Source organism: Methylobacterium sp. B4 (assembly GCF_003201865.1).
GTDB lineage: Bacteria > Pseudomonadota > Alphaproteobacteria > Rhizobiales > Beijerinckiaceae > Methylobacterium.
This window is the reverse complement of the sequence record NZ_QJJJ01000006.1, coordinates 131,206-149,561: the sequence shown is the minus strand read 5'-3', so window position 1 is coordinate 149,561 and position 18,356 is coordinate 131,206. Positions and strand designations below refer to the sequence as shown.

9 protein-coding genes are annotated in these 18,356 nt (G+C 67.8%); 6 read left to right on the top strand and 3 right to left on the bottom strand.

Translation table 11 applies throughout. The annotated features are described in order from the left end of the window. Positions 1-20: 20 nt before the first annotated feature. Complete coding sequence (locus tag BY998_RS10785) at positions 21-842, bottom strand: prephenate dehydrogenase (RefSeq protein WP_110351622.1); 822 nt, start codon at positions 840-842, stop codon at positions 21-23. 433 nt (positions 843-1,275) lie between these two features. On the opposite strand from BY998_RS10785, the gene BY998_RS10780 reads away from it, so the two are divergent. After that, positions 1,276-3,696 (top strand): EAL domain-containing protein, encoded by a 2,421-nt coding sequence (locus tag BY998_RS10780; protein ID WP_110351621.1) that lies wholly within the window; start codon positions 1,276-1,278, stop codon positions 3,694-3,696. A gap of 63 nt (positions 3,697-3,759) precedes the next feature. On the opposite strand, the gene BY998_RS10775 is transcribed toward BY998_RS10780, so the two are convergent. Further along, positions 3,760-5,403: a B12-binding domain-containing radical SAM protein gene (locus BY998_RS10775; protein ID WP_110351620.1), complete on the bottom strand. Its 1,644-nt coding sequence runs from the start codon at positions 5,401-5,403 to the stop codon at positions 3,760-3,762. A 727-nt stretch (positions 5,404-6,130) separates the two neighbouring features. On the opposite strand from BY998_RS10775, the gene BY998_RS10770 reads away from it, so the two are divergent. After that, on the top strand, positions 6,131-7,660 hold the full coding sequence (locus BY998_RS10770) for a porin (protein WP_110351619.1): 1,530 nt from the start codon (positions 6,131-6,133) through the stop codon (positions 7,658-7,660). A 16-nt stretch (positions 7,661-7,676) separates the two neighbouring features. On the opposite strand, the gene BY998_RS24310 is transcribed toward BY998_RS10770, so the two are convergent. Beyond that, entirely contained in the window at positions 7,677-7,826 is a 150-nt protein-coding gene (locus tag BY998_RS24310; protein ID WP_181425485.1) for a hypothetical protein, read from the bottom strand. Positions 7,827-8,515: 689 nt separating this feature from the next. On the opposite strand from BY998_RS24310, the gene rplJ reads away from it, so the two are divergent. The 4 genes from rplJ to rpoC all read left to right on the top strand — a co-directional run bounded on the left by rplJ (position 8,516) and on the right by rpoC (position 18,261). Then, positions 8,516-9,034, top strand: a complete 519-nt coding sequence (gene rplJ, locus BY998_RS10765) for a 50S ribosomal protein L10 (protein ID WP_110351618.1) — start codon at positions 8,516-8,518, stop codon at positions 9,032-9,034. A 58-nt stretch (positions 9,035-9,092) separates the two neighbouring features. Next, positions 9,093-9,473 carry a 50S ribosomal protein L7/L12 gene (gene rplL, locus BY998_RS10760; protein ID WP_110351617.1) on the top strand — a complete coding sequence of 127 codons (381 nt, stop codon included), beginning with the start codon at positions 9,093-9,095 and terminating at the stop codon, positions 9,471-9,473. A gap of 261 nt (positions 9,474-9,734) precedes the next feature. Then, positions 9,735-13,865 carry a DNA-directed RNA polymerase subunit beta gene (gene rpoB / locus BY998_RS10755; protein WP_110351616.1) on the top strand — a complete coding sequence of 1,377 codons (4,131 nt, stop codon included), beginning with the start codon at positions 9,735-9,737 and terminating at the stop codon, positions 13,863-13,865. Positions 13,866-14,043: 178 nt separating this feature from the next. Beyond that, positions 14,044-18,261 carry a DNA-directed RNA polymerase subunit beta' gene (rpoC, locus tag BY998_RS10750; protein WP_110351615.1) on the top strand — a complete coding sequence of 1,406 codons (4,218 nt, stop codon included), beginning with the start codon at positions 14,044-14,046 and terminating at the stop codon, positions 18,259-18,261. Positions 18,262-18,356 lie beyond the last annotated feature (95 nt).

Sequence of the window (18,356 nt, the reverse complement as noted above, 5' to 3'; positions counted from 1 at the left end):
CGGCGCGATCGCCGCCTCTCCTAGGCTGCCGGGCTTGCTGCCCGGTGGCCGACGGGAGCGAGGACGGGGGAGGGCCGATCCACCCGTTCGCCGCGTGCCGCCAGCTCCGCGTCGAGCTGATCGGCCAGCGCGAAGAAGCGGCGCCGCACCGGGACGGCGTAGGGGTTCTCGCGCTCGATGGCGTGGAACACCTCCGGCGCGTCGTGGCGCACCATGCCGACCGCCTGCATCAGCAGGTCGAAGCTGCGCGTGGTCATGCGTGTCGGCAGCGGCTCCATCGCCACCAGCACCTTGGCGATGAGGTGGGTCAGCCCCTGGACCGAGGCCATCGCCCGGTCATGCGCCTCGGGCGTCGTCAGGATGACATCGAGGCCGAGCCCCCGTCGCAGGAAGGCGGCGACCCGCCGACCCGACCGGCCACGGATCGGGCAGACCGCGATCTTGAGGCCGCGGATGCCCTCTCGCGCGCTCTGGGGGCCGAACAGGGGATGGGTCGCGAGGATCGCGACATGGTCCGGCAAGCTCTCGCGCAGGATCTCGGCGGGCCGCAGCTTCACCGAGCCGACATCGACCACCAGCGTGCCCGGCCGCAAATGGGGTTCGAGCGCGCCGACCACCTCGGCCAGACGCGCCACCGGCGCGGCGAGGATCACGACGGGGCAGGCCGCCACCTCCGGGAGATCGGCCACGACCACGCAAGGGGGCGGTCGCACGGGTTGCTGCGGATCGTAGACGGTCAGGTCGGCATGCGGTGCCAAGTGTTCGGCGATCAGGCGGCCGAAGGCGCCGAAGCCGACGATTCCGACCCGCGGGCGGGGGCAGGGGAGGGGCGAAGCAGACACGGTGTGACCTCGGATTCAGGCGAGGCCGGCGGTCCGTTGCGGGATGTTCCACGATCCTCCTCGAGCCGCCGACGACGCAGCGGCACAAGGCATGACAAGCACGGCGCCGCTTATGGGAGCGGCGTGCGATACGATCCGGAGAGGAGGCGGGGGCCCGTCATGATGGGGTGCCTGTAGGCCGGACGCCGCCCTGCCGTCAACGCGGCAGCGCGAGCGGGCGTTCTGGGGGGCTTTTGGCGAATACGCTTACGAACGTCTTGCGCTCATCGGAGAAAGGGACCGAATTTCGATATCAAAAGATGGATTCACCGATCTATCTTTGCAGGCTTTATCTTGCGGTCGCGTAAGTTGTGTGGATCGAAAGCGATGCAGAAACGCTGAATTAAGCCGGCATGACTGAGGATACGTCCGGTTTCGGGATCCTTAATCCACCATGTTCACCATCGTCGACTGTATCACCCGGCAGCACGATCTCGGGCTCGTCGCGATCTCGGCCGGCATCTGCCTGCTCGGCTGCTTCTCGACCGCGACCCTGATGGCCGAGGCGGCGGGGACCGAGCGCCGGACTTTCTTCCCGTGGGCGGCCGCGGCCGCCACCGTGTTCGGCTGCAGCGTGTGGTCGCTCCACTTCGTCGCGATGCTCGCCTTCCATCCCGGGGCGGAGGCCGCCTACGGTCTCGCCCCGACCGTCGCCTCGATCGGGATCGCCGTCGCGGGAGCCTGGACCGCCTTGCTGATCCGCCACCGGGCGGGCCGGAACCCCCTCGGGATCGCGGCCGCCGGCATGGTGCTGGGGGCGGGCATTGCCGGAATGCACTATACGGGCGTCGGCGCGATGGCGGCGGGCAGCCTGCTCGCTTTCGATCCGGCCCATGTCACGGCCTCGCTCGGCCTTTGCGCCGCCCTGGCGGTGCTCGCGCTCGCCCGGGCCGGCGACCTCACCGGGCTCGCGCGGCGCCTCGAAGTCACCCTGTGGCTGGCCCTGGCGGTCTGCGGCCTGCACTTCACCGGCATGGCGGGCCTCACCGTCGCGCCCATCGGGCCGGAGGCGGGCGCCCACGTCCTCGGCTCGACCCAGCTCGGGCTCGCCGTCGGGTTCGTCAGCCTCGCCGTCCTCGCCGCCGGTCTCGGCGCCCTGGTGATGCAGCGGCACCTGATGCAGCGCCGCCTGGACGAGCTGAGCCGCATGCGCCTGCTCGGCAACCTCGCCTACGAGGGCCTGCTCATCCATCGCGAGGGCCGGATCCTGGAGATCAACCAAGCGGGTCTGCGCCTTCTGGAAGCCTCGGCGGAGGCGGTCATCGGTCAGCCGCTGGTCTCCCTGTTCGCCGAGGCCGACCGGCCGGCCCTGCTCCGGCGCAACCGCTGCCGCTCCGAGGAACTGGGCCCGGAGGAGTTCGAGATCCGCAGCAGCGCCGGCACGCTCATCCCGGTCGAACTCTCCTGCCGCTCGATCGAATATCTCGGTCGTCCCGCCACGGCGGTGGCCCTGCGCGACCTCAGCCGTCGCCGCCGGGACGAGGCGCGCATCCGCCACCTCGCCCTGCACGACGCGCTGACCGACCTGCCCAACCGCACCCTGCTGGAAGAGCGCCTGGGCCAGGCCCTGGAGGCGGCGGCGGAGAACGGGACGGGCCTGGCGCTCGTCTATCTCGACCTCGACCACTTCAAGCCCGTCAACGACGTCTACGGCCACGCCGCGGGCGACGCGCTGCTGGTGCAGGCGGCCAAGCGGATGCTGGCCGAGCTGCGTCCGACCGACACGCTGGCCCGGATCGGCGGCGACGAGTTCGTGGTCGTGCTGGTCCATGCCCGCACGCCGGAGCAGGTCGCGGAGACCGCGGAGCGGATGATCGCGGCGCTGGCCCGCCCCTTCCAGATCGAGGCCCAGCGCGTCTGCATCGGCGCCTCGGCGGGCGTCGCCCTCTACCCCAACGACGGCAGCACGGCCGAAAGCCTGATGCGGGCCGCCGATACCGCGCTCTACCGGGTCAAGGACGAGGGGCGCGGGGCGGTGCGCTTCTTCGAGGCGGCGATGGACGAGCAGCTCCAGGCCCGACGCCGGATCGAGCACGAGCTGAGCGGGGCCATCCTGCGCGACGAGCTGCAGCTCTACTACCAGCCGATCGTCAACGGCCGCACCGGCGAGATCGAGACCTTCGAAGCGCTGATCCGCTGGCACCATCCGGAGCGCGGCTGCGTGATGCCGGCGGACTTCATCCCGCTGGCCGAGCAGACCGACCAGATCGGGCGCATCGGGGCCTGGGTTCTCGACACGGCCTGCGCCGCAGCCGCCGGCTGGGCCCGGCCCCTGCGGGTCTCGGTCAACGTCTCGCCCAAGCAGTTCCGGCAGCCGGGTTTCGCGGCCGGCGTGGCGGCGACGCTGGCCCGCCACGGGCTCGAACCGGGGCGGCTGGTGCTGGAGATCACCGAGAGCGTGTTCATCCAGGATGCGGCCCTGGCGGTGGAGGTGCTCACCGCCCTGCGCATCCTCGGCGTGCGTCTCGCGCTCGACGATTTCGGCACGGGCTACGCGTCCCTGAGCTACCTGCAGCAGTTCAAGTTCGACAAACTCAAGGTCGATCAGTCCTTCGTGCGCCGGCTCGGGCAGCACGCGGATTCGCTGACGATCGTGCGCGCGATCGCCACGCTCGGGCACAATCTCGGTCTTCAGGTCACGGTCGAGGGCGTGGAGACGCCCGAGCAGCTCGCCGTCCTGCGCGAGCTGGGCTGCGACCAGATGCAGGGCTACCTGTTCGCCCGGCCCGCGCCCGTGACGGGCGCCTCCGACGGGGAGCGGGCGCGGCTCAGGGCGCTGTTCCACGATGAGCCGCCGACCCGGGCCTGCGCCTGAGAGCGGGCCCGAGGGCGAGAGGGGCGGAGAGGGCGCCCCGCCTCCCCCGCCGACGAGACTCGATCAGGCCGCTTCCCGCTCCGGCACGAGGCGGCGGCGGGCGTTCTCCCACCAGCTGCGCTGGCGCTGCGCCTCGGCCTCCGCCGCCTTGGCGGCGTAGAAGGAAGCGTTGTGCTCGCCCCGCAGGGCCTCGCGGGTGAAGCGGATCAGGTGATGGGCGACGAAGCCCATGTTGAAGACCGCCTCGATCTGCCCGCGCTTCAGGGCGTGGCCCGCCGCCCGCCAGAACGGCCGGCGATAGTCGGAGAACAGCCCGACCCGCGTGATGATGTTGAAGCCGAGGATCAGGCCGCGGCGCAGGTTGGTCTTGGTGAGCTTGCCCGCGGTCGGCGTGACGATGCGGTTGCCGTAGGTCACGTCGCACTGGTGCTTGAAGCGCTCGAACAGATGCTCGGGCTCGTAGGCGTGGGCGATGGCCCGGCGCCAGGAACTCACCACCGTGTCGTGCGGGCGCTTGAACAGCACGTTCGATTCGAGGCTGGCATCGTGGAGGAGCCGGCCCTCGCGCTCCAGCCGGTCCCAGAGCGGCGTCTTGGGCAGCGCCTGGAGCAGGTTGATCGTCAGCACCGGGATCGCGGACTTGTCGATGAAGTCGATCAGGTTCTGCTCGGACTTGTCGGAATCCGTGTCGAGGCCGAGGATGATGCCCGACGTCACCTCCAGCCCGTAGGAATTCAGCGTCTCGATCGCCTCGTACATCGGCACGGCGGCGTTGTGGGTCTTGTCGATGCCCTTGAGCGCGTCGGCCTCCGGCGTCTCGATCCCGACGAACACCGTCATGAAGTTGGCCTGCCGCATCAGCTCGAGGATCTCGGGCTGCTTGGCCATGTTCAGGGTCGCCTCGCAGGCGAACTGGAGCGGGTAGTTGTTCTTCTTCTGCCACTCCACGAGGTGGGGCAGCATCTCGCGGGTCGCCTTGCGGTTACCGATGAAGTTGTCGTCGACGAAGTACACCACCGCCGGGTGGCCCGGCTGGCTGACGATCGCGTCGAGCTCGGCGCACATCTGCTCTGGGGTCTTCAGCCGCGGCTGGCGTCCGTAGAGTTGCGGGATGTCGCAGAACTCGCAGCGATAGGGGCAACCCGATGAGAATTGCAGCGAGCCGATCAGGTAGCGCTTGAGCGGCGCCGCCTCGTAGGCCGGGGCCGGGAAGTCGGCGAGCGCCAGCCGGTCCTTGGTGTCGAGCACGACCTGGGCGGCGGGGCGCGACAGGTCGCGGTCGAGGATCTCGATCAGACGGTCGGTGGCGTCGCCGATCTCGCCGACATGCAGGTAGTCGAAATCCGGGTACTTCTCCGGCGCGCCCGAGACGGAGGGGCCGCCGAGCACCGCGACCTTGCCGGCTTCGTGCGCCCGCCGGCCGATGTCGTGGATCTGGCCCTCCTGGATGTGCATGCCCGAGACGAACACCGCGTCGGCCCAGGCGAAGTCCTTGCCCGAGGCGGGTCGGATGTTCTCGTCGATGAAGCGGCACTCCCAGGACTCGGGCATGTAGGCCGCGATCACCAGGAGCCCTTGGGGCGGCATGAACGCCTTCACGCCGCCCATCAGTGGGTAGGCGTGGGAGAAGGTCCCGAAGGACGGCGTGTAGGCCGGAAAGACGCACAGGATGCGCCGGCGGGACGAGATGGGAAGGGAGCATCGCATGCCCCCTTATCTAGCACAGCCCGGCCCGTTGGCGTCCCCTCTTTCCATCCCCGCGCGCGTTCAAGACCCCGTGCGGTCCAGCCCTCACCGGAGGGCCGCCCGGGGGCAGAAGCCCCACCCGCGCCACGGGGCGCCTCTGGGGCGCAGCAACGGTCTTCGAGCGCCTCGTCGGTACCGCCATGCGGTGGGTGCATGAAGGAGGGCCTCGACCGGCGCCGTGCGCCCCTCCTTCCGAGGGCACGCGACGATGCCTCGTCCCCGATCCCGGGAGCGGCCACGAAGTCCTCTCGGCGGAGCGAGGGCTCGCAACCGCGCTGAGCACGACTTGGTTGATGGTAATCGATCGAGTAAATCACAATGTGACGTCGTTTTTATGACGCAAAAAGCTTGAGTATCTCTGGATTAATACGAATCTACAGCCGTTATATAAATACTGAGTTCGAAAATACGTCTATTTTTACTCCACATTACTTTGAATCCTCCCGGTGGAGTGCTATCGGCCAAGCATGGCTGTGGGGTGCGCCGCCGGGGTCGCTAAGCGATTGAGCCGACTAACGACTTCGCCGGGTGCCGCATGCCGTGCGGATCGGAGGGCGGGGACGGTTCGAGCGGCCATCCGGGGTTCGCGCTGCGCCTGACGATCCGCAACCGAAGACTGGGCGCGTTCCAACACAACACGGCGAGCGTGATCACGCCGGCCCGGAACGCGGCAAAGGGGGTTCGAGTGATGAGACGACGTCTTCTGACCGCGCTGCTGCTGTCGAGCGCTCTGGTGCTGCCCTGCGCTCCGGCTCAGGCCCAGACGGTCGCCGAGCTGCAGCGCCAGATCAACGAGCTCAAGGCGATGATCAAGGCCCAGGCCGAGGCGCAGGGCAGGGGCCCGCGGGGCGCCACCCTGCGGCAGGCGACGGCCCGCAACACCGATGCCGGCACCTTCCCGGCGGCCGGCCGGCCGAAGGAATCCGCGATCGGGCAGCCGGCCGCGCCGGCCCAGGTCCCGCACCGCTTCGCCATCGACGAGCCGGAGACGTGGTACGACGCGCTGGTGCCGCCCGCGCCGCAGCTGCTCGCGGACGATCCCAGCCGCGCGGGCCGGCCCAAGACCTGGTTCGAGCGCCTGTCGCTGCGCGGCTACACGCAGCTGCGCGGCAACGAGTTCCTGTCCGGCGACGACACCGCCCCGGCGGGCCTCTCGCGCCTGCGCTCGGTCCATGACAGCGGCATCACCGACCGCAACAACTTCACCTTCCGCCGGGTGCGCCTGGTCCTTCAGGGCGACATCCACGAGCGGGTGTTCATCTACATCCAGCCCGACTTCGCGGTGAACGTCTCGAACCAGGCGGGCAGCGAGTCGCGCCAGCACTACACCCAGCTGCGCGACGCCTATGCCGACGTGTTCCTCGACGACGAGCGCCGCACCCGGCTGCGCTTCGGCCAGCAGAAGGTGCCCTACGGCTGGGAAAACCTGCAATCCTCGCAGAACCGCCTGACGCTCGACCGCTCCGACGCGATCAACAGCGCCGTGCCCGGCGAGCGCGACATCGGCATCTCGTTCTACTACACGCCCTGGCACGTGCAGCGCATCTGGGACCGCCTCGCCAAGGGCGGCCAGAAGCTGTTCGGCAATTACGGCGCCTTCGGCGTCGGCATCTACAACGGCCAGACCATCAACCGGGTCGAGGCCAACAACGACCTGATGACGGTGGTGATGGCGACCTGGCCGTTCGAACTCGACGGCCTCGGCGAAGCCTTCCGCGGGCAGGTGCTGGAGGTCGGCGGCTCGGCCTACCGCAACCGCTTCCGGCCCGAAGCCACCTTCGGCTCCACCACCACCCTGGGCAACGCCTACGACGACGAGCGCGTCGGCCTGCACGCGATCCTGTACCCGCAACCCTTCGGCCTCCAGGCCGATTGGAACTGGGGCCGCGGCCCCGAATGGGATCCCATCGCCCGGGCCGTGCAGACCAAGCCGCTCCAGGGCGGCTACGTCCAGGCCATGTACAAGGTCGACCATTCGCCGGTCGGCCCGTTCATGCCCTACATCCGCTGGCAGACCTACGACGGCGGCTGGAAGGTGGCCACGAACGCACCGCGCCTCGAAACCGACGAGCTGGAGCTCGGCATCGAGTTCCAGCCGATCAAGTCGGTGGAGCTGACGCTCGCCTACGCCAACATGAAGCGCCGCGAGGCCAATAGCGGCCGCCTCGGCCGGGCCGAGGGCGAACTGTTCCGCGGGCAGCTGCAGATCAACTATTGAGCCGGGGGCCGGGGCTTCAGGTCCCGGCGCGCTTCGACACGAGGGCGGCGCGGCCCGCGCCCTTGCCGCCCTCGGCGTCCGGGTTGCGCAATTCGCGCATCCCGGGCAGGTGGCCGTCCAGAACGAGGACGAGCACGACCAGCGCCAGCAACACCTTCGGGGACATCGCCCTGACCAACTCTCACGCTTCGAAGCGCGGCGGTTTAGGCCCGGTTCGGAGCGGGCGGGCATGCGCCGGCGCACATGGACCGAAGGGGCGCCCGGGCGGAGGCCGGCAGGGTGAATGCGGGGTGAAGAGGCGCGGTGCTGGGGGGAGAGGGGACGGCCGATCCGTGCCGTGCCCGCGATCCCGCTGCGATTGTGCTTGCGATCTTGCCTGCGACGGAAAAGTCGCAGGCCGGGACTTGGCAGGCGGCTTGCACGCCGCTATAGACCGCGCTCCACGAATTCACCCATTGGAAGGGATCGACCAATCGGTCGGTTTCCGTTCGAGATGTCGCCCGGGCAACCGGGCGGCGATGGCCGGAAGGGTCTCGGGGCAGCCGCTCTGAGCGCCGTTTCCGGCTATGTCCTGTCCGAGACTGCAGGCGCTGGGCAACCGGCTTAATCGGCGACAGCCTGCACAGACGGGGAAGACCGAATTTTTTCGCACCTCGCTTCGGGGCCGCCAGGCACCGGGGGGAGGCATCGGTTCGAACCAATCTCACCCGCGAGGGGCCTCATCCGGCGCTTCAAGGGGACAGGGCCGTGAGACGTCGCCCGGGCGACGGTTCCGGCTTCACGCCGAGATCCGTTCCGGGCGGCAAGTGCAACCGGCGGACCTGCCTCAGGTTCCGCCAACCGGAGAGAGCACCAGTGGACAGGACAGCAAAAGCTGATCTCGTCTCGACGCTCAACGGCGTGTTCGACTCAAGCGCCGTCGTCGTCGTGGCCCACTACAAGGGCCTCACGGTCGCCGACATGCAGAAGCTGCGCTCGCAGATGAAGCAGGCCGGCGCCACCGTGAAGGTCGCCAAGAACCGGCTCGCCAGCATCGCTCTCGATGGCACGGACGTCGCTTCCATCAAGCCCCTCCTGAAAGGCCCGACCCTGCTCGCTTACTCGAGCGATCCGGTCGCGGCCGCCAAGGTTGCGGTGGATTTCGCCAAGACGAACGACAAGCTCGTGATTCTCGGCGGCGCGATGGGAACGACTGCCCTGAACCCGGACGGCGTGAAGGCCCTCGCCTCGCTTCCGTCCCTCGACGAACTGCGCGCCAAGATCGTGGGCCTCGTCCAGGCTCCCGCGACCAAGATCGCCCAGGTCGTCAACGCGCCGGCGGCCAAGCTCGCCCGCGTGTTCGGGGCCTATGCCAAGAAGGACGAAGCGGCCTGAGCCGTTTCCCCCTTACAAACCGACCCGTTCAAACCGATATACGTGAAGGAACTGACACATGGCTGATCTCGCCAAGCTCGTCGACGATCTCTCGTCGCTGACCGTCCTCGAGGCCGCCGACCTCGCCAAGATGCTCGAAGAGAAGTGGGGCGTCTCTGCCGCCGCTGCCGTCGCCGTGGCCGCCGGCCCGGCCGCCGGTGGTGGCGCTGCCGCCGCCGCCGAGGAGCAGACCGAGTTTACGGTCGTGCTCGCTTCGGCCGGCGACAAGAAGATCGAGGTCATCAAGGAGGTCCGCGCGATCACCGGCCTCGGCCTCAAGGAAGCCAAGGACCTCGTCGAGGGCGCCCCGAAGCCCGTCAAGGAAGGCGCCAGCAAGGACGAGGCCGAGAAGCTCAAGGCCCAGCTCGAGAAGGCCGGCGCCAAGGTCGAGCTCAAGTAATCCGTCGATGGGCCGTTTCCCGGCCCATCGGATCCGGCGCAGTCCCCCGGGGCTGCGCCGGCCAGACGCCCGCGGGCTCCGGCTCGCGGGCTAACGCTGCTTCGGGCGGCCGTCGTTCCTGAGGGCGGGAATGGGCGGCGAACGGAGACGAATTCGGTTCGGGTGGGCTGATCGTCCGGCGGGACGGCCCTTCGAGCCCGGTGATGGGAGGCGGTCCGCCTTCCCCGGGCACCCTACGCTGAGGTGGTGGAGCGAGGTCTCATGGCCAATACGCTGGTCGGTCGCAAGCGCATTCGCAAGTTCTTCGGCAAGATCCGGGAAGTCGCCGAGATGCCGAACCTCATCGAGGTTCAAAAGGCGTCCTACGACCAGTTCCTGATGGTGGACGAGCCCGAGGGCGGGCGCGGCGACGAGGGCCTCCAGAGCGTCTTCAAGTCGGTCTTCCCGATCTCGGACTTCGCCTCGACCGCGCTCCTCGAATTCGTGCGCTACACCTTCGAGCAGCCGAAATACGACGTCGACGAGTGCCGCCAGCGCGGCATCACCTTCGCGGCCCCGCTCAAGGTGACGCTGCGCCTGATCGTGTTCGATGTGGACCCGGACACGGGCGCCAAGTCCGTCAAGGACATCAAGGAGCAGGACGTCTACATGGGCGACATGCCGCTCATGACGGACAACGGCACCTTCATCGTCAACGGCACCGAGCGCGTCATCGTCTCGCAGATGCACCGCTCGCCGGGCGTGTTCTTCGACCACGACAAGGGCAAGACCCACTCGTCCGGCAAGCTGCTGTTCGCTGCCCGCATCATCCCCTACCGGGGCTCCTGGCTCGACGTCGAGTTCGACGCCAAGGACATCGTGCACGTGCGCATCGACCGCAAGCGCAAGCTGCCGGTCACCTCGCTGCTGTTCGCGCTCGGCCTCGACGGCGAAGAGATCCTCTCGACCTTCTACAACCGCGTCACCTACGAGCGTGACGGGGCGGATTGGCGCGTGCCGTTCGACGCCGAGCGTCTCAAGGGCTTCAAGGCCTCCGTCGATCTCATCGACGCCGATTCCGGCGAGGTCGTGCTGGAGGCCGGCAAGAAGCTCAACGCCCGCAACGCCCGCCTGATCGGCGAGAAGGGCACCAAGTTCCTCAAGGCGACCGACGAGGATCTCGTCGGCCAGTACATCGCCGAGGACCTCGTCAACATGAAGACGGGCGAGATCTGGGCCGAGGCCGGCGACGAGATCTCGGAGAAGATGCTCAAGGCGCTCGACGATGTCGGCGTCACCGAGATCCCGGTGCTCGACATCGACCACGTCAATGTCGGCCCCTACATCCGCAACACCCTGGCCGTGGACAAGAACTCGGCCCGCGAGGGTGCGCTTTTCGACATCTACCGCGTCATGCGCCCCGGCGAGCCGCCGACGCTCGACACTGCGGAGGCGATGTTCCACTCGCTGTTCTTCGATGCCGAGCGCTACGACCTCTCGGCGGTCGGCCGCGTGAAGATGAACATGCGCCTCGACCTCGACGCCGCCGACACCGTGCGGACGCTCCGCCGCGAGGACATGCTCGCGGTCGTCAAGGCGCTGGTGGACCTGCGCGACGGCAAGGGCGAGATCGACGACATCGACCACCTCGGCAACCGCCGCGTCCGCTCGGTCGGCGAGCTGATGGAGAACCAGTACCGCCTGGGCCTCCTGCGCATGGAGCGCGCCATCAAGGAGCGCATGTCGTCGGTCGATATCGACACGGTGATGCCGCAGGATCTCATCAACGCGAAGCCCGCCGCGGCGGCGGTGCGCGAGTTCTTCGGCTCGTCGCAGCTCTCGCAGTTCATGGACCAGACCAACCCGCTCTCGGAAGTGACGCACAAGCGCCGCCTCTCGGCGCTTGGCCCGGGCGGTCTGACCCGCGAGCGCGCCGGCTTCGAGGTGCGCGACGTGCACCCGACCCACTACGGCCGCATCTGCCCGATCGAGACCCCGGAAGGCCCGAATATCGGCCTGATCAACTCGCTGGCGACCTTCGCCCGCGTGAACAAGTACGGCTTCATCGAGACGCCGTTCCGCCGGGTGAAGGACGGCGTGGTGACCGACGAGGTCGCCTACCTCTCCGCGATGGAGGAGGCCAAGTACTACGTCGCCCAGGCCAATGCCGGCATGGACGAGGGCCGCAAGCTGACGGACGACCTCGTGGTCTGCCGCCGCGCGGGTGAGGTCATCGTGGTCGCCCCCGACCGCGTCGATCTCATGGACGTCTCGCCCAAGCAGCTCGTTTCGGTCGCCGCCGCGCTGATCCCGTTCCTCGAGAACGACGACGCCAACCGCGCGCTGATGGGCTCGAACATGCAGCGGCAGGCGGTGCCGCTGGTTCGCGCCGACGCGCCCTTCGTCGGCACCGGCATGGAGGCCGTGGTCGCCCGCGACTCGGGTGCTGCCATCGCCGCCCGCCGCTCGGGCATCGTCGATCAGGTGGACGCCACCCGTATCGTCATCCGCGCCACGGAAGAGACCGACCCGACCAAGCCCGGCGTTGACATCTACCGCCTGCAGAAGTTCCAGCGCTCCAACCAGTCGACCTGCATCACGCAGAAGCCGCTGGTGCGCGTCGGCGAGCCGGTGAAGAAGGGCGAGATCATCGCCGACGGTCCCTCGACCGAGTTCGGCGAGCTCGCGCTCGGCCGCAACGTGCTCGTCGCGTTCATGCCCTGGAACGGCTACAACTTCGAGGACTCGATCCTGCTCTCCGAGCGGATCGTGAAGGATGACGTGTTCACCTCGATCCACATCGAGGAATTCGAGGTGATGGCCCGCGACACCAAGCTGGGTCCGGAGGAGATCACCCGCGACATCCCGAACGTCTCGGAAGAGGCGCTCAAGAACCTCGACGAGGCCGGCATCGTCTATATCGGCGCCGAGGTGCATGCCGGCGACATCCTCGTCGGCAAGATCACGCCGAAGGGCGAGAGCCCGATGACGCCGGAGGAGAAGCTCCTGCGCGCCATCTTCGGCGAGAAGGCGTCCGACGTGCGCGACACGTCCCTGCGCGTGCCCCCCGGTGTCACGGGCACGATCGTCGAGGTCCGGGTGTTCAACCGCCACGGCGTCGACAAGGACGAGCGCGCCCAGGCGATCGAGCGCGAGGAGATCGAACGTCTCGCCAAGGACCGCGACGACGAGCAGACCATCCTCGACCGCAACACCTACGCCCGTCTGGCCGAGGTGCTGATCGGTCAGTCGCCGGTGGCGGGCCCGAAGGGCTTCCGCAAGGACACCACGCTGACCCGCGAGATCATCAGCGAGTATCCCCGCTCGCAATGGTGGCAGTTCGCCGTAGTCGACGACCGTCTGATGACGGAAATCGAGGCGATGCAGAAGCAGTACGACGAGTCGAAGAAGCGCCTCGAGCAGCGCTTCCTCGACAAGGTCGAGAAGCTGCAGCGCGGCGACGAGCTTCCGCCCGGCGTCATGAAGATGGTCAAGGTCTTCGTGGCGGTGAAGCGCAAGATCCAGCCCGGCGACAAGATGGCCGGCCGCCACGGCAACAAGGGCGTCGTCTCGCGCATCGTGCCGATCGAGGACATGCCGTTCCTCGAGGACGGGACGCATGCCGACATCGTGCTCAACCCGCTCGGCGTGCCCTCGCGCATGAACGTCGGCCAGATCCTGGAAACCCACCTGGGCTGGGCGGCTGCGGGCTTGGGTCGCAAGGTCTCCAAGGCGGTCGATGCCTACCTGAGGAATCAGGACATCGCGCCGCTGCGGACCGAGATGGAAGCGATCTACTCCCCGTCCGAGCTGGAGGGGCTCTCCGACGAGGCTCTGGCGGAGGCCGGCAACAACGTGCGGCGCGGCGTGCCGATGGCCACGCCCGTGTTCAACGGCGCCAAGGAAGCCGACATCGAGACGATGCTGGAGATGGCCGGGCTCGACCGCTCGGCGCAGTCGACGCTCTACGACGGGCGGACCGGCGAGCCCTTCGACCGCAAGGTCACCATGGGCTACATCTACATGCTGAAGCTGCACCACCTCGTGGACGACAAGATCCACGCGCGCTCGATCGGCCCGTACTCGCTCGTCACCCAGCAGCCGCTGGGCGGCAAGGCGCAGTTCGGCGGCCAGCGCTTCGGTGAAATGGAGGTCTGGGCGCTGGAGGCCTACGGCGCGGCCTACACGCTGCAGGAGATGCTCACGGTGAAGTCGGACGACGTGGCCGGCCGCACCAAGGTCTACGAGGCGATCGTCCGCGGCGACGACACCTTCGAGGCCGGCATCCCCGAATCCTTCAACGTGCTCGTCAAGGAGATGCGTTCGCTCGGCCTCAACGTCGAGCTCACCTCCTCCAAGCAGCAGCAGGCGGCCAACGACCAGATCGAGCCGCCGGCCGACGCCGCCGAGTAACGACCCGCATCACCTCCCGCGGCGGCGCCCCTCACCGGGTGCCGCCGCGGTCGAGCGGGAAGGGGTGGGGCCTTCCGAGAGACGAAGACGGCCAGCGGCGCTCCGGACGGGCGCGGCGCCATGAGGATCAAGCCGTGACTGCCCAGGCGCGGGGCAGCCGGCGAGCAAGGAGCGGATCATGAACCAAGAGGTCATGAACCTTTTCAATCAGCAGGCCCAGCCGCAGAGCTTCGACCAGATCAAGATTTCGATCTCCTCGCCCGAGAAGATCCTGTCTTGGTCCTACGGCGAGATCAAGAAGCCCGAGACGATCAACTACCGGACCTTCAAGCCCGAGCGCGACGGCCTGTTCTGCGCACGCATCTTCGGGCCGATCAAGGATTACGAGTGCTTGTGCGGCAAGTACAAGCGCATGAAGTACAAGGGAGTCATCTGCGAGAAGTGCGGCGTCGAGGTCACCCTTGCGCGCGTTCGCCGCGACCGCATGGGCCATATCGAGCTGGCCGCCCCCGTGGCCCATATCTGGTTCCTGAAGTCGCTGCCCTCCCGCATCGGCCTCCTGCTCGACATGGCGCTCAAGGACCTTGAGCGGATCCTGTACTTCGAATCCTACGTCGTCATCGAGCCCGGCCTCACCCCCCTGAAGGAGCGTCAGCTCCTCTCGGAGGAGGAGTACCTGCGCGCGCAGGAGGAGTATGGCGAGGATTCGTTCACGGCGATGATCGGCGCCGAGGCGATCCGGCGCATCCTGCAGGAGCTCGACCTCGAAGGGATCGCGACCTCGCTCAAGGAGGAGATCGCGACGACGACCTCCGAGCTGAAGCCCAAGAAGCTGATGAAGCGCCTCAAGATCATCGAGGCGTTCCAGCTCTCGGGCAACAAGCCCGAGTGGATGATCCTGACGGTCGTGCCCGTCATCCCGCCGGACCTGCGCCCGCTGGTCCCGCTGGACGGCGGCCGCTTCGCGACCTCCGATCTCAACGACCTCTACCGCCGCGTCATCAACCGCAACAACCGCCTCAAGCGGCTGATCGAGCTGCGCGCGCCGGACATCATCATCCGCAACGAGAAGCGTATGCTTCAGGAGGCGGTGGATGCGCTGTTCGACAACGGCCGCCGCGGCCGCGTCATCACGGGCGCCAACAAGCGCCCGCTGAAGTCGCTCGCCGACATGCTGAAGGGCAAGCAGGGCCGCTTCCGCCAGAACCTGCTCGGCAAGCGCGTCGATTACTCGGGCCGCTCGGTCATCGTGGTCGGCCCCGAGCTGAAGCTGCACCAGTGCGGCCTGCCCAAGAAGATGGCGCTGGAGCTGTTCAAGCCGTTCATCTACGCGCGCCTCGACGCCAAGGGTTTCTCGGCCACGGTCAAGCAGGCCAAGAAGCTCGTCGAGAAGGAGAAGCCCGAGGTTTGGGATATCCTCGACGAGGTGATCCGCGAGCATCCCGTCATGCTCAACCGGGCGCCGACGCTGCACCGCCTCGGCATCCAGGCCTTCGAGCCGAAGCTGATCGAGGGCAAGGCGATCCAGCTGCACCCGCTGGTCTGCGCCGCGTTCAACGCCGACTTCGACGGCGACCAGATGGCCGTGCACGTGCCCCTGAGCCTCGAGGCTCAGCTGGAAGCGCGCGTCCTCATGATGTCGACCAACAACATCCTGCACCCGGCCAACGGTCAGCCGATCATCGTGCCGTCGCAGGATATCGTGCTCGGCCTCTACTACCTGTCGATCGTCGCCGACGGCGCGGTGGGCGCGCACAAGCCCGACGACAAGAACAACCCGATGCAGGGCGTGTTCGGCGATATCGGTCAGCTCGAGCACGCGCTCGCGGCCAAGACCGTGTCGCTGCACTCGAAGATCAAGTGGCGCTGGCGCGGCCTCGGGCCGGATGGCGAGCCCGTGTCGAAGATCTACGACACGACCCCGGGCCGCGTGATCCTGTCCGGCGTGCTGCCGCTGCACCCGAAGGTCCCCTTCGACGTCGTCAACAAGCTGATGACGAAGAAGGAGATCTCCGCGATGATCGACACCGTCTACCGCCACTGCGGTCAGAAGGAGTCGGTGATCTTCTGCGACCGCATCATGGCGCTCGGCTTCAGCCACGCGTTCAAGGCCGGCATCTCGTTCGGCAAGGACGACATGGTCGTGCCGGAGAACAAGTGGTCGATCGTCGACGACACCCGCGCGCTCGTGAAGGATTACGAGCAGCAGTACAACGACGGCCTGATCACCCAGGGTGAGAAGTACAACAAGGTCGTCGACGCCTGGGCCAAGTGCTCGGACAAGCTCGCCGCCGAGATGATGGGCCGGATCTCCGCCGTCCAGAAGGACGACAACGGAGCCGACAAGCAGGTCAACTCGATCTACATGATGAGCCACTCGGGCGCCCGCGGTTCGCCGGCCCAGATGAAGCAGCTCGCGGCGATGCGCGGCCTCATGGCCAAGCCGTCGGGCGAGATCATCGAGACCCCGATCATCTCGAACTTCAAGGAAGGCCTCGACGTTCTCGAGTACTTCAACTCCACCCACGGCGCCCGTAAGGGCCTCGCGGACACGGCGCTGAAGACCGCGAACTCGGGCTACCTGACGCGTCGTCTGGTCGATGTGGCGCAGGACGCCGTCATCCGCGAGACGGATTGCGGCACGACCAACGGCATCAAGATGCGCGCCATCATCGATGCCGGTCAGGTCGTGGCCCCGCTCTCCATCCGCATCCTGGGCCGCGCCACGGCCGAGGATCTGGTGGCGCAGGACGGCACCGTCATCGTCAAGACCAACGAGACGATCGAGGAGCGTCACCTGCCGGCGATCAACGCCGCCGGCATCCAGGAGGTGAAGATCCGCTCGGTGCTGGTCTGCCAGACCAAGAGCGGCGTCTGCGCCACCTGCTACGGGCGCGACCTCGCCCGCGGCACGCCCGTCAACATGGGCGAGGCCGTCGGCGTCATCGCGGCGCAGTCGATCGGCGAGCCGGGCACCCAGCTCACCATGCGCACCTTCCACATCGGCGGCGCGGCCCAGATCGCGGATTCGTCCTTCGTCGAATCGAGCTTCGAGGGCACGATCAAGATCCGCAACCGGTCGCTGGCCAAGAACTCCGACGGCGACCTCATCGCCACCGGCCGTTCGGTCGCGGTGGTGATCGTCGGGCCGGACGGCGCCGAGCGGGCGGTCCACCGCCTGCAATACGGTGCCAAGGTGCGCGTCGACGAGGGCGACACGATCAAGCGCGGCCAGCGGATCGCCGAGTGGGATCCCTACACCCGTCCGATCGTGGCCGAAGTGGACGGCATCGTCGGCTACGAAGATCTCTACGATGGCCAGTCCATCACCGAGACCACCGACGAGTCGACCGGCATCGCCAAGCGCGTCGTCATCGACTGGCGCGGTTCGTCCCGCACCTCCGACCTGAAGCCGGCCATGCTCGTGCTGGATCAGGACGGCAAGCCGGTGAAGCTGCCGCGCGGTTCGGATGCCCGCTACTACCTGCCGGTCGATGCCATCATCGGTCTCGATCCGGGAGCGAAGGTGAAGGCCGGCGACGTGCTGGCCCGCGTCTCGACGGATTCGGCCAAGACCCGCGACATCACCGGCGGTCTGCCGCGGGTGGCGGAGCTGTTCGAGGCCCGTCGTCCGAAGGACGCGGCGATCATCGCCGAGAAGTCCGGCTCGATCCAGTTCGGCCGCGACTACAAGAACAAGCGCCGGCTCACGCTGACGCCGCATGACGGTTCGGACCCGGTCGAGTACCTGATCCCCAAGGGCAAGCACATCCACCTGCAGGACGGGGACGTGGTCGAGCTCGGCGACTACATCGTCGACGGCAACCCGGCACCGCACGACATCCTGGCGATCAAGGGCGTGGAGGAGCTTGCTGCCTACCTCGTCAACGAGATCCAGGAGGTCTACCGGCTCCAGGGCGTGTCGATCAACGACAAGCACATCGAGGTGATCGTCCGGCAGATGCTGCAGAAGGTGGAGATCACCGACGGCGGCGATTCCGACATCCTCACGGGCGACCAGATCGACCGCACCGAACTGGCCGACTTCAACGAGAAGCTCCTCGCCGAGGGCAAGAAGCCGATCCAGGGCGTCCCCGTTCTGCTCGGCATCACCAAGGCGTCGCTGCAGACGAAGTCGTTCATCTCGGCGGCCTCGTTCCAGGAGACCACCCGCGTCCTCACCGAGGCGGCGGTCAACGGCAAGGTCGACACGCTGGAAGGCCTCAAGGAGAACGTCATCGTCGGCTCGCTCATCCCGGCCGGCACCGGCTCGCTCGCGGCGGACATCCGCTCCATCGCGCGCCGCCGCGACAACCTGATCCTGCAGCAGCGCTCCGCCGAGAACGCGGCCAACGCCGCCGGACTCAGCGAGCTGCCCCCGGCCGCGGCCGAGTAAGCTCTGGAACGATCCCTACCCGTCCGCGCTCGCGGGCGGGGAGGGCGGACACGAAAAAGGCCCCGGCTCGCGAGAGCCGGGGCCTTTTTCGTGGA

Excerpts from the sequence above, each read along its gene's own strand:
- BY998_RS10780 (WP_110351621.1), top strand. The coding sequence starts at position 1,276 with ATGTTCACCATCGTCGACTGTATCACCCGGCAGCACGATCTCGGGCTC.
- BY998_RS10775 (WP_110351620.1), bottom strand. The coding sequence starts at position 5,403 with ATGCGATGCTCCCTTCCCATCTCGTCCCGCCGGCGCATCCTGTGCGTC.
- rplL (WP_110351617.1), top strand. The coding sequence starts at position 9,093 with ATGGCTGATCTCGCCAAGCTCGTCGACGATCTCTCGTCGCTGACCGTC.
- rpoC (WP_110351615.1), top strand. The coding sequence starts at position 14,044 with ATGAACCAAGAGGTCATGAACCTTTTCAATCAGCAGGCCCAGCCGCAG.
- rpoB (WP_110351616.1), top strand. The coding sequence starts at position 9,735 with ATGGCCAATACGCTGGTCGGTCGCAAGCGCATTCGCAAGTTCTTCGGC.
- BY998_RS24310 (WP_181425485.1), bottom strand. The coding sequence starts at position 7,826 with ATGTCCCCGAAGGTGTTGCTGGCGCTGGTCGTGCTCGTCCTCGTTCTG.
- BY998_RS10770 (WP_110351619.1), top strand. The coding sequence starts at position 6,131 with ATGAGACGACGTCTTCTGACCGCGCTGCTGCTGTCGAGCGCTCTGGTG.